The sequence below is a fragment of the Streptomyces sp. NPDC058637 genome (genome assembly GCF_042717325.1).
In the GTDB taxonomy this organism is placed as follows: Bacteria; Actinomycetota; Actinomycetes; order Streptomycetales; family Streptomycetaceae; genus Streptomyces.
Map to the genome: position 1 here is coordinate 85818 of NZ_JBHXRD010000014.1, position 18864 is coordinate 104681.

The 18864-nt window shown below is 69.6% G+C and carries 14 protein-coding genes, 1 tRNA gene and 1 pseudogene; 3 read left to right on the forward strand and 13 right to left on the reverse strand.

The window, feature by feature from the left end; genetic code table 11:
• Positions 1–245: 245 nt before the first annotated feature.
• Complete coding sequence (locus tag ACFWVP_RS16655) at positions 246–2339, forward strand: ATP-dependent endonuclease (protein ID WP_384497264.1); 2094 nt, start codon at positions 246–248, stop codon at positions 2337–2339.
• The gene (locus ACFWVP_RS16660) at positions 2332–3825 is read left to right on the forward strand and encodes a UvrD-helicase domain-containing protein (protein WP_384497266.1); all 1494 of its coding nucleotides are present in this window, start codon (positions 2332–2334) and stop codon (positions 3823–3825) included. The genes ACFWVP_RS16655 and ACFWVP_RS16660 overlap by 8 nt, the downstream gene beginning before the upstream one ends.
• A gap of 158 nt (positions 3826–3983) precedes the next feature.
• Here ACFWVP_RS16660 and ACFWVP_RS16665 read toward each other — a convergent pair whose 3' ends face one another.
• The 5 genes from ACFWVP_RS16665 to ACFWVP_RS16685 form a co-directional block, all read right to left on the reverse strand.
• On the reverse strand, positions 3984–4166 hold the full coding sequence (locus ACFWVP_RS16665) for a hypothetical protein (protein ID WP_384497268.1): 183 nt from the start codon (positions 4164–4166) through the stop codon (positions 3984–3986).
• Positions 4167–4524: 358 nt separating this feature from the next.
• Entirely contained in the window at positions 4525–5784 is a 1260-nt protein-coding gene (locus tag ACFWVP_RS16670) for a tyrosine-type recombinase/integrase (protein WP_384497269.1), read from the reverse strand.
• Positions 5785–5896: 112 nt separating this feature from the next.
• A tRNA-His gene (locus ACFWVP_RS16675) sits at positions 5897–5969 on the reverse strand.
• A 136-nt stretch (positions 5970–6105) separates the two neighbouring features.
• Positions 6106–6711 carry an oligoribonuclease gene (gene orn, locus ACFWVP_RS16680; RefSeq protein WP_384497271.1) on the reverse strand — a complete coding sequence of 202 codons (606 nt, stop codon included), beginning with the start codon at positions 6709–6711 and terminating at the stop codon, positions 6106–6108.
• Between the two features lie 10 nt (positions 6712–6721).
• Positions 6722–7954: a helix-turn-helix domain-containing protein gene (locus ACFWVP_RS16685; protein WP_384497273.1), complete on the reverse strand. Its 1233-nt coding sequence runs from the start codon at positions 7952–7954 to the stop codon at positions 6722–6724.
• 822 nt (positions 7955–8776) lie between these two features.
• Between ACFWVP_RS16685 and ACFWVP_RS16690 the strand changes: the two genes are divergently transcribed.
• Entirely contained in the window at positions 8777–9298 is a 522-nt protein-coding gene (locus ACFWVP_RS16690) for a universal stress protein (protein WP_384497275.1), read from the forward strand.
• Positions 9299–9518: 220 nt separating this feature from the next.
• On the opposite strand, the gene glmS is transcribed toward ACFWVP_RS16690, so the two are convergent.
• The 8 genes and pseudogenes from glmS to ACFWVP_RS16730 form a co-directional block, all read right to left on the reverse strand.
• On the reverse strand, positions 9519–11348 hold the full coding sequence (gene glmS / locus ACFWVP_RS16695; protein WP_384497277.1) for a glutamine--fructose-6-phosphate transaminase (isomerizing): 1830 nt from the start codon (positions 11346–11348) through the stop codon (positions 9519–9521).
• Between the two features lie 58 nt (positions 11349–11406).
• On the reverse strand, positions 11407–11682 hold the full coding sequence (locus ACFWVP_RS16700) for a hypothetical protein (RefSeq protein ID WP_384497403.1): 276 nt from the start codon (positions 11680–11682) through the stop codon (positions 11407–11409).
• A 132-nt stretch (positions 11683–11814) separates the two neighbouring features.
• Positions 11815–12103, reverse strand: a pseudogene (locus tag ACFWVP_RS16705) (DUF4429 domain-containing protein); the annotation flags it as partial.
• A gap of 421 nt (positions 12104–12524) precedes the next feature.
• Positions 12525–13376 carry a siderophore-interacting protein gene (locus ACFWVP_RS16710; RefSeq protein WP_384497279.1) on the reverse strand — a complete coding sequence of 284 codons (852 nt, stop codon included), beginning with the start codon at positions 13374–13376 and terminating at the stop codon, positions 12525–12527.
• Positions 13377–13450: 74 nt separating this feature from the next.
• The gene (locus ACFWVP_RS16715) at positions 13451–14479 is read right to left on the reverse strand and encodes an ABC transporter substrate-binding protein (protein WP_384497281.1); all 1029 of its coding nucleotides are present in this window, start codon (positions 14477–14479) and stop codon (positions 13451–13453) included.
• Between the two features lie 191 nt (positions 14480–14670).
• The gene (locus ACFWVP_RS16720) at positions 14671–15837 is read right to left on the reverse strand and encodes an acyl-CoA dehydrogenase family protein (protein ID WP_384497282.1); all 1167 of its coding nucleotides are present in this window, start codon (positions 15835–15837) and stop codon (positions 14671–14673) included.
• Positions 15838–15843: 6 nt separating this feature from the next.
• Positions 15844–16791 (reverse strand): hydroxymethylglutaryl-CoA lyase, encoded by a 948-nt coding sequence (locus tag ACFWVP_RS16725; RefSeq protein WP_384497405.1) that lies wholly within the window; start codon positions 16789–16791, stop codon positions 15844–15846.
• Between the two features lie 17 nt (positions 16792–16808).
• Positions 16809–18857, reverse strand: a complete 2049-nt coding sequence (locus ACFWVP_RS16730) for a biotin carboxylase N-terminal domain-containing protein (RefSeq protein ID WP_384497284.1) — start codon at positions 18855–18857, stop codon at positions 16809–16811.
• Positions 18858–18864: the final 7 nt, after the last annotated feature.

The window sequence follows — 18864 nt, forward strand, 5'->3', positions numbered from 1 at the left end:
TCCTGTGGTCAAGACCAGTTTGGCGCCTTGCTCTCCTGAGCCCGGATCCGCCAGCATCCCGACGGTGGATCCGGGCTCAAGCAACCTACCTCTTCAGGGAATTGTCAGTGGCATGGATGATGATGACTGCCGTCGTACTGATTGACCTGTGGGGGGACATGGTGCACCTGAGTCGCATTGCGGTCAGCGGCTTCCGGGCAAGCGCGGAGGGGGCAATAGCCTGCGACCTCCCCGGTCGTTTCAGTGTGCTGATCGGAGCGAACGGCGCCGGTAAGACGACCCTCACGGACGCGCTCTATCTGGCTCACCCCACCAGCCGCTTCCCGGTCCTGCCGAGATACGGTTCCGCCGCGCTCGCGCCGGAGAGGTCCACACGCGCCATCGAGGTCGCCTACGAACTGGGCGACAGCCTCGACGAGGAAGGGCATCTCGGTCGCCGACTGCACCAGGTCGACCATCGGCCTCTCGGTCAAGTCGCCCAGAGCTGGGACGTCAGGCTGGACCGTCGGCTCGGCGGTGTCGTCCCGAAGGTCGTCAGCGCGCACGGCAGGACGCTGGATCTGGACCCGTACAAGTTGATCTATCTGCCGGCCTGGCGCCACCCACTGGACGAGCTGGCGCGCCGCGAGGCACGGATCCTGGTGGAGTTGCTCCGTGCCGAACAGCAGCGCCTGAACGGTACCCGGAACCTGGTGGGACTCCGGGCGCGCGCCTCCCAACTGCTCGAGGAGCTGGCCAAGGAGAGCATCATCGACGCCGTCGAGAAGAGGATCGGCGGATACCTCACGGATCTGTCGGCCGGGGTGGACCGCCAGTGGTCGTATATACGCGGCCAGGTCATCGACGACACCTACCTGGCCCGCGTACTGGAGGTCATGCTCGCCGTCATGGAGGGACGCAGGTTTGCCCGGCCCCTCGAAGTCTCCGGGCTGGGATACGTCAACCTGCTGCACTTCGCCGTGACCCTGGCGGCGATACCGGACTCTGCCGAAGCTCCGCGGGGGGATGCCTGGCCTCCCCCGGACGCTCATGATCGGCCACCTCTCACCGAGGAGGAGCAGATCCAGCAGGCGACCCTGAACCTCGAACAGGCACAGGCCGATGCCGATGCGGAGGAGGACTCCTTCTTCGGTATGAAGCCCTTCCACGCGACGGTCGTCATCGAGGAACCCGAAGCCCACCTCCATCCGCAGCTGCAGCACGCTCTCGCCCGCTACCTGCGCAGGACCGTCAAGAAGCGCCCCGAACTGCAGGTCATTCTCTCCACCCACGCGCCGGACGTCATCACGGCCTGTGCCCCGGAGGAACTCGTCGTCGTGCGCCGGACGGCGAGGGGAAGGGTCTGCCGCGCAGTTGCCGACGTCGTACCGGAGAAGGACCGCGCCGTCACGCTGCGGAAGACACGGCTCCACCTGGACACGAGCCGGTCCGCCGCGCTCTTCGCCGAACGTCTGGTGCTGGTCGAAGGCGTCACCGATGCCGCCGTCGTGCGGGAGTTCGGCAGGACGTGGGCCGGCGCGGATGCGCGCAAGCACTCCTTCGTCGACGCGCTCAGCATCGTGCACATGGGCTGGAAGGTCGGACAGTGGCCGGTGCATCTGCTGGCGACCCAGGGCAGTGAACTCTGCACCAGGCTGGCGGTCCTCGTCGACAGCGATCTTCCCTTCGAGAGCGAAGACCGCAAGAAGCCGAAGTGGCTCTCCGAGCACGACCCGTCAGTCGTCGACGCCTTCGTCAGCCACCCGACCCTGGAACCGTCCATCACCGAAGGCAACAAGCACTTGATCGAGGCTGCCCTGGAGGAGGTCGGACTGGAGGTGCCGGAGGTGACGCCCCAGACCGTGCACGAGCTGTTCCGCAGCGCTCGGACGGCCAAGGGCGAGCAGCCCGCTATCCCGGCGGGGCCAGGCGCCAGGAAGAAGGGCGACTTCGCGCTGGCTTTCGCCGGTCTCCTCGCAGAGGCCAACGAGGTGGACCCCGAACAGGCGTCGAACATCCCAACCGTGCCCGAGCACATGCGGCAGCTGTTCGAGTTCCTCTACATGCCTGACGCGACTGGTGAGGGCGATTCTGGGTCGGAGAACGACCCCTTGGCTCCCCTCGACGAGCCGGACTGGCTCGCGGTGGTGAAGGAGGAGCGGGAAAGGGACGGTCACCCCGCCGAGGACATCGAGGACTTCCTTTGGCCCGACGAGGAGGAGAAGGAGGATGGCGACTGGGCGAACGAGTACGCACCAGAACCGGACGCACCGCCCTGGGAGGAGCTCCTTCTCCAGCGCACTCCCCGTCGGGGGGCCTGGCCTACGGCCGCACCTCGAACGACGGCCTTCGATGAGTAGCCGTCGGCCCGGTAAACTCGTCCTCACGCCGGAGCAGCTCGTCGTCGCGGCGAACCCTCGCCGTCTCCTCTACATAGAGGCGTTCCCGGGCTCAGGGAAGACGACCGTCTCGCACCAGCGCTTCGGTCTGCACCGCTTTGCGCGCACGACTGATCACCGGGCGGTCGTGGCGGTCAGCTTCACCCGCTCGGCCACCGAGGAGTTGCGCAGCCGGGTGTCCCGGCAGTGGGGGCCGTCGGCGCTGACCTGGCCCCATCGCATCGTTACCCTCGACTCCGTCCTGAACGACCTGCTCACCCACCTCCTGCGGTCCCGGATCCTCCAGTGGCCGGGCGGCCATGAGGAACTGGAGGTGCTGGACACATGGCCGACCCACCTGCCCACCACCCCAACGAAAGCGAAGCCGGTCCTTCGCCTCGCGGGCACCCGCGTCGTTACCACCTACCAGCAGGAAGAGGAACCGAAGTACCACATCAAGCCGGTGGACTTCTCCTCCGCGATCGTGGACGGGCGGTGCACCCACGAGAATGTGCGTGAGGTCCTGCGCGACACCCTCGATGCCGAGGACATCCGCGCCCGCGTCACGGCCTACTTCGCCACGGCGATCAGGTCCCTGCTCGTCGACGAGGTCTACGACGCGAACGACCTGGACGTGGAGATCATCCGTGTGGCGGCGGACGCGGGACTGGCCGTCACCCTGGTGGGAGACCCCTGGCAGGCGCTTTACGCCTTTCGCGGCGCCCGCCCGGAGAGCGTGCGCCGACTCCTCGGACTGCTGGAGTTCGAACGCGGCGAACTCCGGACCACGTTCCGATGGCGCGACAGCGCGACCCAGACGTCACTGACACAGGGCCTGCGCCTTGGGGAGAGCACGATCCTCCCCGAGGGAACGGCGAAAGACGTCAATGTAGTGCTCGCGCGAAAGTGGCAGTCGCTGTGGGACTGCGACCCTCAGGTCCTCCCCTTGGCCACTGCCAAGTGGAGGATGGGGCCGCTCCAGAAAGCCTTGTGCACCTTGCTTCTGAACGAACTCATCCAGACGACCCTCGGCCTGTCGGCCTTGTTCCTCCCAGAAGCCTGGACCACCCTGGGCATCAAAGAGGCCGAAACGTTCGAGGAGCTGCGTCCGAACCTGCAAAGCACACTCCAACGCCTGGCGGGCCAGGACAGTCTTGCCGAGATCTGGACCGCCTTGGTGCGTACCGTGGTTGCTACAGGGCACGTCGAGCCGCCGGAAGGGTACAAGCAGACAACACCGCGAAAGGCTCTCGGTCACCTGCGTACGCGCCTGAACGTCGAGCACGATTGCCTGGTACTCGGGCTGACCTGTCACCAGGCGAAGGGCAGGGAATGGGACAGGGTCGGAGTGCGGCTGGAGGAGACCGACGTGGCCGCCCTCCGCGAGGGCCTCGACTCTGGCGACGAGACCCACCGCGCGCTCTACGTCGCACTCACCAGAGCACGACACCTCAGTGTCAAAGTGTGAGGTTTCTTGAGCCCCGGGCTGGCCCCTGTTCGTTCGCCTCTCCGATCTGCGCGGGTGTATGTCCTGTATCGGCTGACCCTGCATAAGTCAGATTGACCTTGCATCTGGACCTGCACAGGCCCGTTGGATCTTGCATGTGGTGCGGCGATTAGGACGGCTCAGCAGGGATCGGTGCCGCCGCGAACCTGCGCGTCGCATGGCGGTGATTCCCTGCCCGACGGTCTGTCATCATCGAGCACGGAGTAGCCCCAGAAGAGGCCGACCACACCGACAATCAGTACCCAGCTCCACAACACTTGGCGCTTGCTTGAGGGTCTGTAGACCCCGTCGCTGTCACTCATGCCGCTAACCACCTCGGATCGTTCACGCCCCGCTCAGACTATGCCTGTGCTACACGGTCATCGATGATGGAAGGTCAAGCTGACCAAGCGGGGCACCGTCATGCGGCCTGCCCTTTCATCCAGCCGGTCACGAATGCCGACCGATGCAGTCCTCGACAGGATCGGACAGTGTACAGCCGATGGCCAGAGCCTATCGGCGGACGGCATGGCAGCAGGTGGCATCCCGTGATGTAGCTGAGGGTGTCGCCTGCTGCCATGAACTGCGGGAATGATGCCGAGGGGTACGTGTTGACAGTGATCGTCACCAGTACGTCAGCCCTTGTAGTTCATAGGCTCTTGAAGGGGCATCAGGTGTCGCTCAAGCGCTGATCAACTGTAGACCGCGATGGGACGGAGAGCGGCCTCCCATGGCAGCCTGCACGGCCGCACTGATGTCTGAGTCGAGCGACCTGACCAGGTGCCCGTAGCGGTCGATCGTCGTCTGGATCGACTCGTGGCCCAGCCGGGCTTGGATCGCCGGCAGAGGGATGTTCGCGGCCACCAGCCAGGCGACGTGGCTGTGCCGAAGGTCGTGGATCCGAGGTCGGCGGGGGAGACCGGTCTCCATCGCGGCAGCGACGGCGGGTATCCATTTCCGGTTGTAAAAGTTGGAGTGCCTCCACGCTTTGCCCGTCGGCGTGCGGAAGAGGAACGCCTCCGGGGACACCCCCTGCGTCAGCCTCCGGGCAAGGTCCACCTGCGTCGGGGCGAGCGCGACCAAACGGCGTGCCTTCCTCGTCTTCGGGGGCCCGAGGAAGAACGAGGACTGCGCACCCCTGGGCGACCTCTTCCAGGCCCTCTGGACGTTGACTGTCGGCCCGGGGCCGCCCAGCCGAAGATCTTGTACCTGGAGGGCCGTGGCTTCGCCCCACCGCATGCCGGTACCGATCAACCAGTCGGCGAGGTCTCGTGCCGCAGGGTCGGTGAGGTGCTTGCGGAGGAGTTGATATTCCTCCTGCTCCAGGAAGACCATCTCCTCGGACGTCCCGTCGTCGACACGAGGAAGGCGGGTGTTCGCGCAGCAATTCTTGGTGCGCAGTGGGGGATCGGCATCGATCGCCGCCTGCACGATGCACCACAGCAGGCCGTGCCGATTGGCCGTGGACTTCGGCGAGGCCGGTCGACGGAGCCACAGCCCCGCCTTCGCGCCCGGCTGGCCTGCTTCCTGAAGCCGGACCCAGTCCTGGACGTCGTCAGCGGTGATGTTGCCGATCGTGGCCGGCATCACCAGTCCCGATCGGGTGGTGTGCACCATGAGGGAGATGTGCCGGTCCACCTCGCGCCGATAGTCGTCCCGGGTCCGCGGGTCGATACCGGTGAGCCGGTCGACGTAGCGCCGAGCCCAGTCGGTCAGGGGCACGTCGTCCGGGTCCTGCTCGGGCTCGACGAAGCCCTGGCCGGGAACCCACCCGTAGGGCCACTGCTGCTTGTGGGCGTCGACGAGCTTCCTGAACGTGTCCGCCTGCTCGGGGTCCTCGAACCTCTCGGCTTCCCAGGTGCCGCCGCGCCCTCCCTGAAGCCAGCGGACCTGGAAACTCGCCGTCCCGTCCTTGCGGACCCGCTCCCTGATCGTTGCCATGGCGCAGACGGTAGGTCGAAAATCCGGCCGCGTTTGGCCGTGGTTTGGCCAGCCCGGGACACGAAGAAGCCCCTGACCTGCGTTTCCGCAGGTCAGGGGCTTCCCCTTCAAGGGTGAGTAACGGGACTTGAACCCGCGACATCCTGGACCACAACCAGGTGCTCTGCCAGCTGAGCTATACCCACCATGTCGTCCGGTCGTTTCCGACCGGCCGAGAAAAAGTGTACAGGGTCCGGGAGGGTGCTCGCGCACTCCTTTTCCCAGGGCCGGCCCGGCGCCCCCGGGAGGCCCCGAAAAGGGCCGTGACCAGGGGCGTCGCCGCTACTGTGCGGCGAGGCCGGTGTGGCGCGCCGCGATCTCCTTGGCGCGGGCCGAGTCCGGGCCGGGCTGCGGCACGAAGACCGCCTCCCGGTAGTAGCGCAGCTCCGTGATGGAGTCACGGATGTCCGCGAGCGCCCGGTGGTTCCCGTTCTTGTCCGGACTGTTGAAGTACGCCCTGGGGTACCAGCGGCGTGCCAGCTCCTTGACGGAGGACACATCGACGATCCGGTAGTGGAGGTAGCCCTCCAGCGACGGCATGTCCCGCGACAGGAAGCCGCGGTCGGTGCCGACCGAATTCCCGCACAGCGGGGCCTTGCCCGGCTCCTTCACGTGTTCGCGTACGTAGGCCAGGACCCGCTCCTCCGCGTCGGCCAGGGTCGTGCCCCCGGCCAGCTCGTCGAGGAGGCCCGAGGCGGTGTGCATCTGCCGCACCACCTCGGGCATGGTCTCCAGGGCCGCGTCCGGCGGGCGGATCACGATGTCCACCCCTTCGCCGAGCACGTTCAGTTCCGAGTCGGTGACCAGTGCGGCCACCTCGATGAGTGCGTCGTCCGTCAGTGAGAGCCCGGTCATCTCGCAGTCGATCCACACCATGCGGTCGTTCATGGGCCCCACCCTACGGGGCACTCCGTTGCCCCGGCAGGGTCGGGCGCCCGGGAACGTACGCCTCGGCACCCGTCCTGAGGTGCTCCGCCGCGCCACCGGAGGTTGCTGCCACGGAGGCCGGGGACAAGCCGGGGGAGGCCGCCGCGGCGGCCCGCCGGCTCGATGCCGTGTCCTGGACGGGCACGGACGCCTCGATCATCGTGGTGGCACCCTCCAGCCCCCCGCCCTGCGGACGACGGGCCCGATAGGCGGCCCGGTACGCGGCGGGGGAGGAGCCCAGCTGGCGGCGGAAGTGCCCGCGCAGCGCGACCGGCGAGCGGAAGCCGCAGCGGCCCGCGACCTCGTCGACCGAATAGTCGGAGGTCTCGAGCAGACGCTGCGCCTGCAGCACGCGCTGGGTGATGAGCCACTGGAGCGGTGCGCTGCCCGTGAGCGAACGGAACCTGCGGTCGAAGGTCCGCCTGCTCATGTAGGCACGCGCGGCCAGCGTCTCCACGTCGAACTGCTCGTGGAGATGCTCCAGCGCCCAGGCCACGACCTCGGCGAGCGGATCGGAGCCGATCTCTTCAGGTAAAGACCTGTCCAGGTAGCGCTCCTGACCGCCACTGCGCCGCGGCGGTACGACGAGCCGGCGAGCCAGCGCGCCGGCCGCCTCCGTGCCGTGGTCGGTACGGACTATGTGGAGGCACAGATCGATTCCGGCCGCGGTCCCGGCCGAGGTGAGCACATCGCCGTCGTCGACGAACAGCTCACGCGGATCGACGTGCACCGACGGGTAGCGCTTGGCCAGCGTCGGTGCGTACATCCAGTGCGTGGTGGCCGGGCGGCCGTCCAGCAGACCGGCCGCCGCGAGCACGAAGGCCCCCGTGCACAGTCCGACGATGCGCGCGCCCTCCTCGTGGGCACGCCGCAGCGCGTCCAGCGCTTCGGCGGGCGGCGGCGAGGTGATGGACCGCCAGGCGGGTACCACCACCGTGCCGGCCCTGCTGATGGCCTCCAGGCCGTACGGCGCGCTGAGTTCGAGCCCGCCGGTGGTGCGCAGCGGCCCATCCTCGCCGCCGCAGACCAGCAGGCGGTAGCGCGGAACTCCCGCGTCCTGCCGGTCGATTCCGAAAACGGAGAGCGGGATGGAGCTCTCGAAGATAGGGCCGCCACTGAACAGCAGTACGGCTACGACTTCCCGGCGTCGCCGCCCGGTCAGTTTCCGTGCGGCCTCCGTTGCGGTGGCGGAGTCCTGGCTCATGACGCTAAGCCCCCCTCGGTGTTCGCGTCTCCCTGGTCCCTACGGGCCTGTCGCTCCTGCACGTTTCCCCTCGGTCTCGCACGCGTCCCCAGTCTTCGATACTCATGATCGAATCTACTGCGTTCCGTGGTGCCGACGTGACACGTTCCCCCACCGGCACTATGTCGACAAGGCAACTTGGCGCGAAGCATTCGATCACGAAGCGTTCCACTCGCGAGCCCCCCAGGGAAGTGCGCCTGACGATCATGGCCCGTCCGCGTTGGTTCAAAGCGTACCGCGCGGTCTATTCCTGCCTGCTGGCACGTGGGTTGGTCGGCCAGAACACCAGGAATCGGGGCCCTGTAGGAAGTTGGCTGAAAACCAGGGGTTGTGTGCGCGTATTCCAGTCATGCCACCGGCGCACCACCCCGATGACGGACAGCTTCCACGCGCCCCTTCGGCCTCTGCGGGCCATCCTGCCCCGGGACGGGTGCGAAGAGGAGTCGTCCGATGGCGCGGTGTGACGGTGGGGCCGGTGGGGCCTGTGATGCTTTCGGCCGCCGGGCCCGGATCCGGCCGTGGGCGCCGGGAGGGCCGAGCGCGGTGGCGGCCGGCGCTCCACGAGCTGGATGTACGACACAACCGGCATTGCCATACGGGGCGGTGTCCGGCATGCTCCCTCCATTACCGCAAGCGCTTTGCGAGGGCCGGGCGGTGAAGGAGTGGCGCCGTACCCTTGGGGGTAGGACGTTGGGAAGACGCTTCCCGGACACAGCTTCATCGCTCGCAGGCACACCTCCACACCGCTCTCTCCTCACGAGGACTCTCTTCGCCGAGACATCGATGGCCGGTCACGAAATCCCTGAACCCGCAGACCGCAAGCAGGTAGCCGACCCACGGTCGGACCCCCGGACGGTCGAAGAGTCGCGCCCATCCTGCGATCCCGCCTTCCGCCATGGAGTCGTGGTCGGTTTCGACGGTTCCATGTCCAGCGAACGAGCCCTCGCGTACGCCATCGGCATGGCGAGCAGGCTGGGCTCCGGGCTGATCATCGTCCATGTCGCCAACCGGCTGCCGACCACCGTCTGGGCGGGCTGCGAGCCCCCCGTCTTCGTCGACGTGCCCGATCACCGCACCGAGGTCCTCGGCCTTGAGCTGGCTTGCGCGGACTATCTGGCCGAGGTGCCGTGGGTGCTCGTCGAGCGCGGCGGGGACATCTGCCACGAGCTGGAGGAGGTCGGCCGGGAGTATTCGGCCGACGCCATCGTGGTGGGCTCCACGCACGGCATCGTGGGCCGGATCTTCGGCTCGGTGGCCGGCCGGCTCGCCCGTCGGGCCCAGCGCCCCGTCATCGTCATCCCCTGAGCCTGCGCCCCGCACCCGTGCCCCTGAGCCTGCGCCGGTGCCCCTGGGCGGGCGCCCGGCCCGTGCGGCTGTCCCGGCGGGCCCCCCGGTCACCGTACGGCTCCTGAGGCGCCGTCAAGCGGCCCTGTGGGGCGCTGAGTCGGGCCCCCACGGACGGAGAACGGCCCCCGCATCCGCGATGGCGTGATGCGAGGGCCGCTCCCCGGCGCGGACCGCGGGTCTACTCGACGGTGACCGACTTGGCCAGGTTGCGCGGCTTGTCGATGTCACGGCCCATGGCCAGCGCCGTGTGGTAGGCGAACAGCTGCAGCGGGATGCCCATCAGGATCGGGTCCAGCTCGTTCTCGTTCTTCGGGACGAGGATCGTGTGGTCGGCCTTCTCCTGCTCGCGGTGCGCCACGGCGAGGATGCGGCCGCTGCGGGCCTTGATCTCCTCCAGTGCCGCACGGTTCTTCTCCAGCAGGTCGTCGTCCGGGACGATCGCGACCGTGGGGAGCGCCGGCTCGATGAGCGCGAGCGGACCGTGCTTGAGCTCCGAGGCGGGGTAGGCCTCGGCGTGGATGTACGAGATCTCCTTGAGCTTCAGGGAGGCCTCCAGCGCGACGGGGTAGCCCCGGACTCGGCCGATGAACATCATCGACTGCGCGCCCGCGTACTCCTCGGCCAGCTTCTTGATCTCGTCCTCCGACTCGAGGATCTGACCGATCTGCTCGGGCAGCTTGCGCAGCCCCTCGATGATCCGCTTGCCGTCGGCGACCGACAGGTCGCGGATGCGGCCCAGGTGCAGGGCGAGCAGCGCGAAGGCGACCACGGTGTTGGTGAAGCACTTGGTGGAGACGACACACACCTCGGGGCCCGCGTGGACGTACATGCCGCCGTCGGCCTCACGGGCGATCGCCGAGCCGACGACGTTCACGACGCCCAGGACACGGGCGCCCTTGCGCTTCAGCTCCTGGACGGCGGCCAGCACGTCGTAGGTCTCACCGGACTGGGAGACGGCGACGTACAGGGTGTCGGGGTCCACGACCGGGTTGCGGTAGCGGAACTCGGAGGCGGGCTCGGCGTCCGCGGGGATGCGGGCCAGCTCCTCGATGAGGCCGGCGCCGATCATGCCCGCGTGGTACGAGGTGCCGCAGCCCAGGATCTTGATCCGGCGGACCCCGCGTGCCTCGCGGGCGTCCAGGTTCAGACCGCCCAGGTGCACGGTGGAGAAACGGTCGTCGATGCGGCCGCGCAGCACGCGGTCCACGGCGTCGGCCTGCTCGGAGATCTCCTTGTGCATGTACGTGTCGTGGCCGCCCATGTCGTACGACTCGGCCTCCCACTCCACGGTCGTGGGCGTGGCCGTCGTGGTCGAGCCCTCGGTGGTGTACGTACGGAAGTCGTCGGCCTTGAGGGTGGCCATCTCGCCGTCGTCGAGCGTGACGATCTGGCGGGTGTGCGTGACGAGGGCCGCCACGTCGGAGGCGACGAACATCTCCTTCTCGCCGATGCCGAGCACGACCGGGGAGCCGTTGCGGGCGACGACGATGCGGTCGTTGAAGTCTGCGTGCAGGACGGCGATGCCGTACGTGCCCTCGACGGACTTCAGCGCCTCGCGGACCTTCTCCTCCAGGGTGACGGCCTGCGAGCGGGAGATCAGGTGGACCAGCACCTCGGTGTCGGTCTCGGAGAGGAAGACGATGCCGTCGGCGACCAGCTTCGCGCGGAGCTCCGAGGCGTTGTCGATGATGCCGTTGTGGACGACGGCGACCTTGTTCTCCGCGTCCAGGTGCGGGTGCGCGTTCTCGTCGCTCGGGGCGCCGTGGGTGGCCCAGCGGGTGTGGGCGATCCCGGTGGTGCCTGCGAACCGCTTGGGTACGCGGGCCTCCAGCTCACGGACCCGGCCCTTGGCCTTGACCGTCTTCAGGGTGCCCGGCTTGCCCGCGGCGGCCTTGCCCGTGATGACGATGCCCGCCGAGTCGTACCCCCGGTACTCCAGCCGCTGCAGACCTTCCAGCAGCAGTGGAGCCACGTCACGCTTTCCGATGTAACCGACGATTCCGCACATAGAGTCTCTGCCCCTCCATCGACGTACACAATGAGTGCTCGGCCCGCCACGGCCCGGCTCAGCCGTAGACGATGCGGCGCAACTGCCGGAGCGAGAGCTCCTGCGGCGCCACAGCGCGGTGCGGCAGCTCGGCCGTGATCCGCTCGAAGATCTCCGTGTTCACCAGGCCGCCGGACTGCAGTTCGCGGTGGCGGCGGCGGACGAAGTCCTCGGTCGTCTCGTCGAAGTACGCCAGGACATCGAGGATCACCCTGGCGGCCTCGCCGCGCTGGAGCGCGGTGGAGCGTACGAGGTGGTCGATGAGGTCGTCGTGCGACGGGCGGCGTTCGAGCACTCGTCGATATTGCGTGGCGCGGGCGCGCAGTGCAAGAATCCTGCCCGATATCGGGCAGGAGTCACAGAAATACGCCACCGATCCACCCGATCCGCTCAGGGGCGCTTGAGGACGGCCTGCTTCGCGGCGCTGATACGGGTCGGAGGCGTCCTTGAGCCTGCCGCCCGCCGCCCGCCGCGCGCGGCACCGGGCACGCCCCGGTGCGCAGCCGCGGTCGAAGCCGGCCGCCCTCGCGGTCCGGCTCGAACGAGATCCCGGCCGGCGCCCGCGGCGGGACGGCGAACTCAGCCAGGTTCAGGTCCTGCCGTACGGGGTGGACCTTGCTGCCCGGCACGACACGTACCGCGTCCCCGTCGAAGCTCCACTGCCCGTCCCGCGTGATGACGTGCGCCGTACGGCGGATTCTGCCGGCCACGCCCATCGGCCGACCTCGCCCGCGTGCCCACGGGACCGCCACGCTCGGCCCGCTGACGGCCAGGGGCGTGTCCGGGCCGTTGCCCGCGGTCAAAGTGGCTCGATCACCCCGGCCGGTCGCCCGGACCGGCCGGATCCCGGCCGCGACCCGGGGCCTCCACGGTGTTCGTCCACCGCGAAACCCGGCCGACCGTGGTTGGCGACGAAGTGCGGGTGCCCCTCGGCCGTACCCGTCCCGACGGACCTGGATCCGGCCGTGACAGTTCGGTCGCGGTGGTCGGTTTCCTGGTCGGCCCGCAGGCGGTTTTGGCCAGCGGTGACGCGATCCGCTCCCGCGCCTTCGCCGGCCCCGTCGTGGTTAACCGACCGAACGGTCCGGTTGGATCCGACCGTTCTGCGGGGCCACGGACCGGTGGCGCCCGATGCTCCTACGCGGCGGTCCGGGAGGCCTGCTCCCTCAGCTGCTCCTCGCTGAGCCCGCGTCGCCAGTAGCCGACGAACGTGACCCGCTTGCGGTCCATCCGCCGCTCCTGGACGAGATGGCGGCGCAGCGCCCGCACCTCGGACGACTCGCCCGCGATCCAGACGTACGGCGTGCCCTCGGGCAGCTCCGCCGCGCGCACGGCCTCCACGGCCGACGGCGCGCCCTCCTCCCGTACGAGCCAGTCGATCCGGGCGTCGGCCGTCGTGCGGAGCTCCAGGCGGTCCTGGGTGTGCGGGACGTCCAGCCAGACCCTTGCCCTCGTCCCGGCGGGCATCCACTCCAGCGCGGCGGAGGCGGCCGGCAGGGCCGTCTCGTCGGCCCAGATCAGCACCCAGTCGGTGTCCCGCGGCGGATGGAAGCGGATCCCGTTGTTGTCCTCGACGGCCGGACCGAGGGCCGTGAGCTGATCGCCGGGGGCGGCGGCCTCCGCCCAGCGGCAGGCCGGCCCGCCGTCCTCGTGCAGCGCGAAGTCGATGTCGATCTCGGTCGTGCCGTCCTCCGCGCGGCGCTGGGCGCGCACGGTGTACGAGCGCATGATCGCCCGCACGTCCTCGGGGAGCGCCCGCCAGGCGGCGAACCACTCGCCGTTCTCGTCGACCGGGACGACTATCTCGGTCCGGCCCGGATGCGGCAGGAACAGCGAGAGGCTCTGGTCGCGGCCCCCGGAGGCGAAGCGGTCCAGCCCCGGTCCGCCGAAGGTGATCCGGCGCAGGGACGGGCTCAGCCGGCCGGTCCGCAGGACCGTCAGGCCGAAGAACCGGTAGGGGGCGTCGGCGGGGGAGACGGAAGTGGTCATGCGGGGGCTCCTCCCCGGAGCAGGGAACAAAGGCCGCGGCCCGGCCCGGAGTCGCTCCGGGCCGGGCCGATTCGTCAGCTGACCTTCTTGGCCTTCTCGATGGCCTCGGCGAGGTCCTCGAGGATCGGCGCGCACTTGTCGTACGAGTAGATGGGCTCCGTCGTACGCGGGATGACCTGCCCGGCCTTGACGGCGGGCAGCTGGGCCCACGTCGGCTTGGACGTCAGGGCGTCGGGCTGCAGGGCCGAGGAGCGGTTGTCCATCATGATGATGTCGGCCTCGTACTTGTCCACGTTCTCCCAGCTCAGCTCCTCGAAGAAGCCGGCCGCGTTGACCTTGGGCTCGACGAACTGCACGCCGAGCTCCTGGAAGTACAGGGTGTCCGCGGAGGTCTTGGCGAGCGAGACGTAGAAGAGGTCCTGGCTGGCCGAGCCGACCATGACCTTGACGTTCGGCTGGGACTTGGCCGCGGCGCGGAGCCGGGCGGCAGCCGTCTCGAAGCGGGTCTTCGCCTCGGTTATCTTCGTGGCCTTGACGTCCGCGCCGAGGGAGGCCGCGAGGTCCTCGTGGCGCTGGATCGCCTTCGGGACGGTGGTCTGGGCCGCCCACAGGGCCACGCTCGGGGCCATCTTGAGGATCTTGTCCTTCGACTCGTCCGGCACGTACCACAGGGCGTCCTTCTCCCACATGGCGGTGACGAGCAGCTCCGGCGCGAGCCCGGTGTACTTCTCGACGTTGAACTCGCCCCAGACGTTGCCCAGCACCTCGACCTTGTTGATGTCGAGGTCGCCGGCCTGAACATCGGCCTTGCCGTCGGCGGTCTTCGTCGGGCCGAACACACCCCTGCACTCGATGCCGTAGTCGTGGAGGGCGGCGGCGACACCGATGAACGCGACGACGTTCTTCGGGGTGGAGTCCGCCTTAACGGTCAGACCGCGGTCGTCCTTGAAGGTCCAGGGACCGGAGTCGGAGGCGCCGGACGGCTCCTTGGCGGAGTCGCTGTCGCCGTCTCCGCAGGCGGCGAGCACCGCGCCGAGGCCGACGGCTCCGCCCGCGGCCAGCAGGCCGCGGCGGGAAAGGGAGAGGGTCCGGACGTTGGGCATGGGCTGTCTGCTTTCCTGCGGGGTCATGGCTGGCCGCCGACGATTCGAAAGGTAGGTTAGCCTAACCTCAGATGACAGGGTGCCGGGGGTGGGAAAGGCCGCCCCTCCCGTTACCGGAATGAGAGCGGCCTGTCCGCCGGACAGCCGGGCCCGGGACGGCGCGTGACGGTGCGGCGGGCAACCGTGGACCGTCAGGCCTGCATCCCCAACTCCCGTGCGATCAGCATCCGCTGGACCTCACTCGTGCCCTCGCCGATCTCCAGGATCTTGGAGTCGCGCCACATCCGGGCCACCGGGTACTCGTTCATGAAGCCGTAGCCGCCGTGGATCTGCGTCGCCTCCCGCGCGTTGTCCACCGCCACCGTCGACGAGTACAGCTTCGCGATCGCCGCCTCCTTCTTGAACGGCTCGCCCGCCAGCAGTCTCGAGGCCGCGTCCCGCCAGCCGATCCGGGCCATGTGCGCCCGCATCTCCATGTCGGCGATCTTGAACTGGATCGCCTGGTTGGCGCCGATCGGCCGCCCGAAGGCGTGCCGCTCCCGCGCGTACTTCACCGACTCGTCCACACAGCCCTGCGCCAGGCCCGTCGACAGGGCCGAGATCGCGATCCTGCCCTCGTCCAGGATCCGCAGGAACTGCGCGTACCCGCGGCCCTCCTCGCCCAGCAGGTTCGCCGCCGGGACGCGCACGTCGGAGAAGGACAGCTCACGGGTGTCCGAGGCGTTCCAGCCGACCTTGGAGTACGGGGCGGCGACCGTGAAACCCGGGGTGCCCGACGGGACGATGATCGAGGAGATGCGCGGGGCGCCGTTCTCCTTGCGGCCGGTCACCGCCGTGACCGTGACCAGATCGGTGATGTCCGTACCGGAGTTGGTGATGAAGCACTTGGATCCGTTGATTACCCACTCGCCCGTGGCCTCGTCCAGCACCGCCGTCGTCCGGGTGCCGCCCGCGTCCGACCCGCAGTCCGGCTCCGTCAGCCCGAACGCGCCCAGCGCCTCGCCCGCGCAGAGCCTCGGCAGCCACCGCTGCTTCTGCTCCTCCGTGCCGAAACGGAAGACCGGCATCGCGCCCAGCGACACCCCGGCCTCCAGGGTGATCGCCACCGAGGAGTCGACCCGGGCCAGCTCCTCCAGGGCGATCCCGAGGGCGAGGTAGTCCCCGCCCATCCCGCCGTACTCCTCCGGGAACGGCAGGCCGAACAGGCCCATCCGCCCCATCTCCCGCACGATCTCGTACGGGAACTCATGGCGCTCGTAGAAGTCGCCGATCTTCGGCGCGACGACGTCGTGGGCGAACTCCTCGACGGTACGGCGCAGTTCCTCGTGCTCGGTGGTCAGCCGGTGGTCCAGGGACATGGGACGTCACTCCTTGTGGGACGGCGCTTGTGACGCCGAGAGCGCTCTGACGGTTCGGGACGGGCTGGGCCGGCCCAGTTGTTCGGCCATCCACACGCTCGTGGCGGTGAGTGCGCCGAGATCGACCCCGGTTTCGACACCGAGGCCGTCGAGCATCCACACGAGATCCTCGGTGGCGAGATTTCCGGTCGCGCTCTTCGCGTACGGGCAGCCGCCGAGGCCGCCCGCGGAGGCGTCCACCGTCGTCACCCCCTGCTGGAGCGCGGCCAGGGTGTTGGAGAGCGCCTGGCCGTACGTGTCGTGGAAGTGCACCCCGATCATGTCGGTGGGCACCCCCGCCGCGTTCAGCCCGGCGAGCAGGGCCACCACATGACCCGGGGTGGCGACACCGATCGTGTCCCCGAGGGAGAGCTCGTCACAGCCGAGGTCCCGCAGGGCCCGCGCGACCCGGACCACCTGGGCGAGCGGCACGGCGCCCTCCCACGGGTCCCCGAAGCACATCGACAGATAGCCCCGGACCTGGATCTTCTCCGCCTTCGCCCGGGCCACGACCGGCTCGAACATCGCGAGCGACTCGTCCACCGTGCGGTTGAGATTGCGGGCGGCGAACGTCTCCGTCGCCGACCCGAACACCGCCACGGACCGGACGCCGAGCGCCAGCGCCCGGTCCAGACCGCGTTCGTTGGGGACGAGGACGGGCAGCGCCACGTCCCCGACGTCCGCGATCTCCCCCAGCAGCGGGAACAGCCGCTCCGCGTCGGCGAGCTGGGGCACCCACTCGGGGTGCACGAAGCTGGTCGCCTCGATCGTGGCGAGCCCGGCTACGGCCAGCCGGCGGATGAACTCCGCCTTCACCTCCGTCGGCACCACGGTCCTCTCGTTCTGCAGCCCGTCGCGGGCCCCGACCTCATGGATACGGACCCGGCCGGGCAGCCCCGGAGCGGGCACCGTCATGGGCAGTGGTGTGTCGGTCACGATTCCTCCCTCGGGGCCACCACGGCCAGGATCTGGTCCATGGCGACCGTGGCGCCGGCGGTCACGTCCAGTTCGGTGACCGTGCCGGCGTGCGGGGCGGAGATGACGTGCTCCATCTTCATCGCCTCCACGACCAGCAGGCTCTGCCCGGCCGCGACCTCGTCCCCGACCGCGACCTTCACCACCGTGACCGTCCCGGGCATGGGCGCCGCGAGCGTGTCGGCCCCGGACCGGGCGGCGCCGCTGAGGGAGGCCTCCACCGGGTCGTGGTCCTGGACGTGCCAGGTGTCCCCGTCCCGGCCGAGCCAGACGCCCTCCGAGGAGGCCGCGCGGCTGAACGTATGGGTCAGGCCGTCCAGCTCGACGGTGATGTGCCGGCCGGACACCGCGACCGCGCGGGAGGCCTGCGCACCGGGCAGCGAGGGCACCGGCCCGCACGCGTCGGTCCGCTCGTCCCGGTCCCCGGCGTGGCCGAACGCCAGCTCGGCCGTGCCCTCCGCGGCCGTGCGCAGGCTCACCCGCACCGGATCGTGGCCCGGTACGCGGAAGTGGTGGAAGGTCGCGGCGGGCGTGCCGCCGAGGCGCCAGCCGTCGGCCACGGAGAACGGATCGACCCAGCCGGAGGTGCTCCCGGACCTCGGCTGCCGCAGCAGCGCCGCCGCCGCGTACACCTCCTCCGGCACCCCGTCCGGCACCAGACCGTCTACCTCGCGCTCCACCAGCCCGGTGTCCAGATCACCCGCGACCACCGCCGGATGGGCCAGCAGCCGCCGCAGGAAGCCCGCGTTCGTCGGGACGCCCAGCACCACCGTGCCCGCCAGCGCCGCCCGCAGCCGGCGCAGTGCCGTGGCGCGGTCGGGGCCGTACGCGATGACCTTCGACAGCATCGGGTCGTACGTGCTGCCGACGGGGACGCCCTCGCTGAGCCCCGAGTCCGTGCGCACCCCGCCACCCTGCGGCTCGTCCAGGGCGAGCACCGTCCCACCGGACGGCAGGAAACCGCGCGCCGGGTCCTCCGCGCAGATCCGGGCCTCGATCGCGTGCCCCGTCAGTGTGATGTCGTCCTGGGTGTGCGCGAGCCGCTCACCCGAGGCGACCCGCAGCTGCCACTCCACCAGGTCGAGGCCGGTGATCAGCTCGGTGACGGGGTGCTCGACCTGGAGGCGGGTGTTCATCTCCATGAAGTAGTACGAGGCGGGATCGCTGCCCGGGACGATGAACTCCACCGTGCCCGCGCCCACGTACCCGCAGGACCGGGCCGCCTGGACCGCCGCCTCGCCCATCGCCGCCCGGGTCCGCCCGTCGAGCAGGACCGAGGGCGCCTCCTCGATGATCTTCTGGTGGCGGCGCTGCAGCGAGCACTCGCGCTCACCGAGATGCACCACGTTGCCGTGCCCGTCGGCCAGGACCTGGATCTCGATGTGGCGCGGCCGATCGATCCACCGCTCCACCAGGAGCGTGTCGTCACCGAACGAGGCGCGCGCCTCGCGCCGGGCCGCCGCGATCTCGTCCGCGAGCAGCGCCGCCTCGCGCACCAGCCGCATCCCCTTGCCGCCACCGCCCGCCGACGGTTTCAGCAGGACGGGCATCTGGATCTCCCGGGCGGCCTCGGCCAGTTGCCCGTCCGTGAGCCCGCTGCCGGACGAACCCGGAACCACCGGGACGCCGGCCGCCGCGACCGTCTCCTTGGCGCGGATCTTGTCGCCCATCAGCGAGATCGCCGAGGCGGGCGGGCCGATGAAGACGAGCCCGGCGTCCGCGCAGGCCTGCGCGAAATGGGCGTTCTCCGCGAGGAAGCCGTATCCCGGATGGACGGCCTCGGCCCCGGTGCGGCGAGCCGCGTCCAGGAGCCGTTCCACGGAGAGATAACTCATCGAGGCGGGCGCGGGCCCGATCCGTACCGCCGTGTCGGCCTCCCGGACATGCCGGGCGTCCGCGTCCGCGTCGCTGAAGACGGCGACCGACCGCACGCCGAGCTCGCGCAGGGTCCGGATGACCCGGACCGCGATCTCGCCACGGTTGGCGACCAGAACAGTGCTGAACATGGAAGTC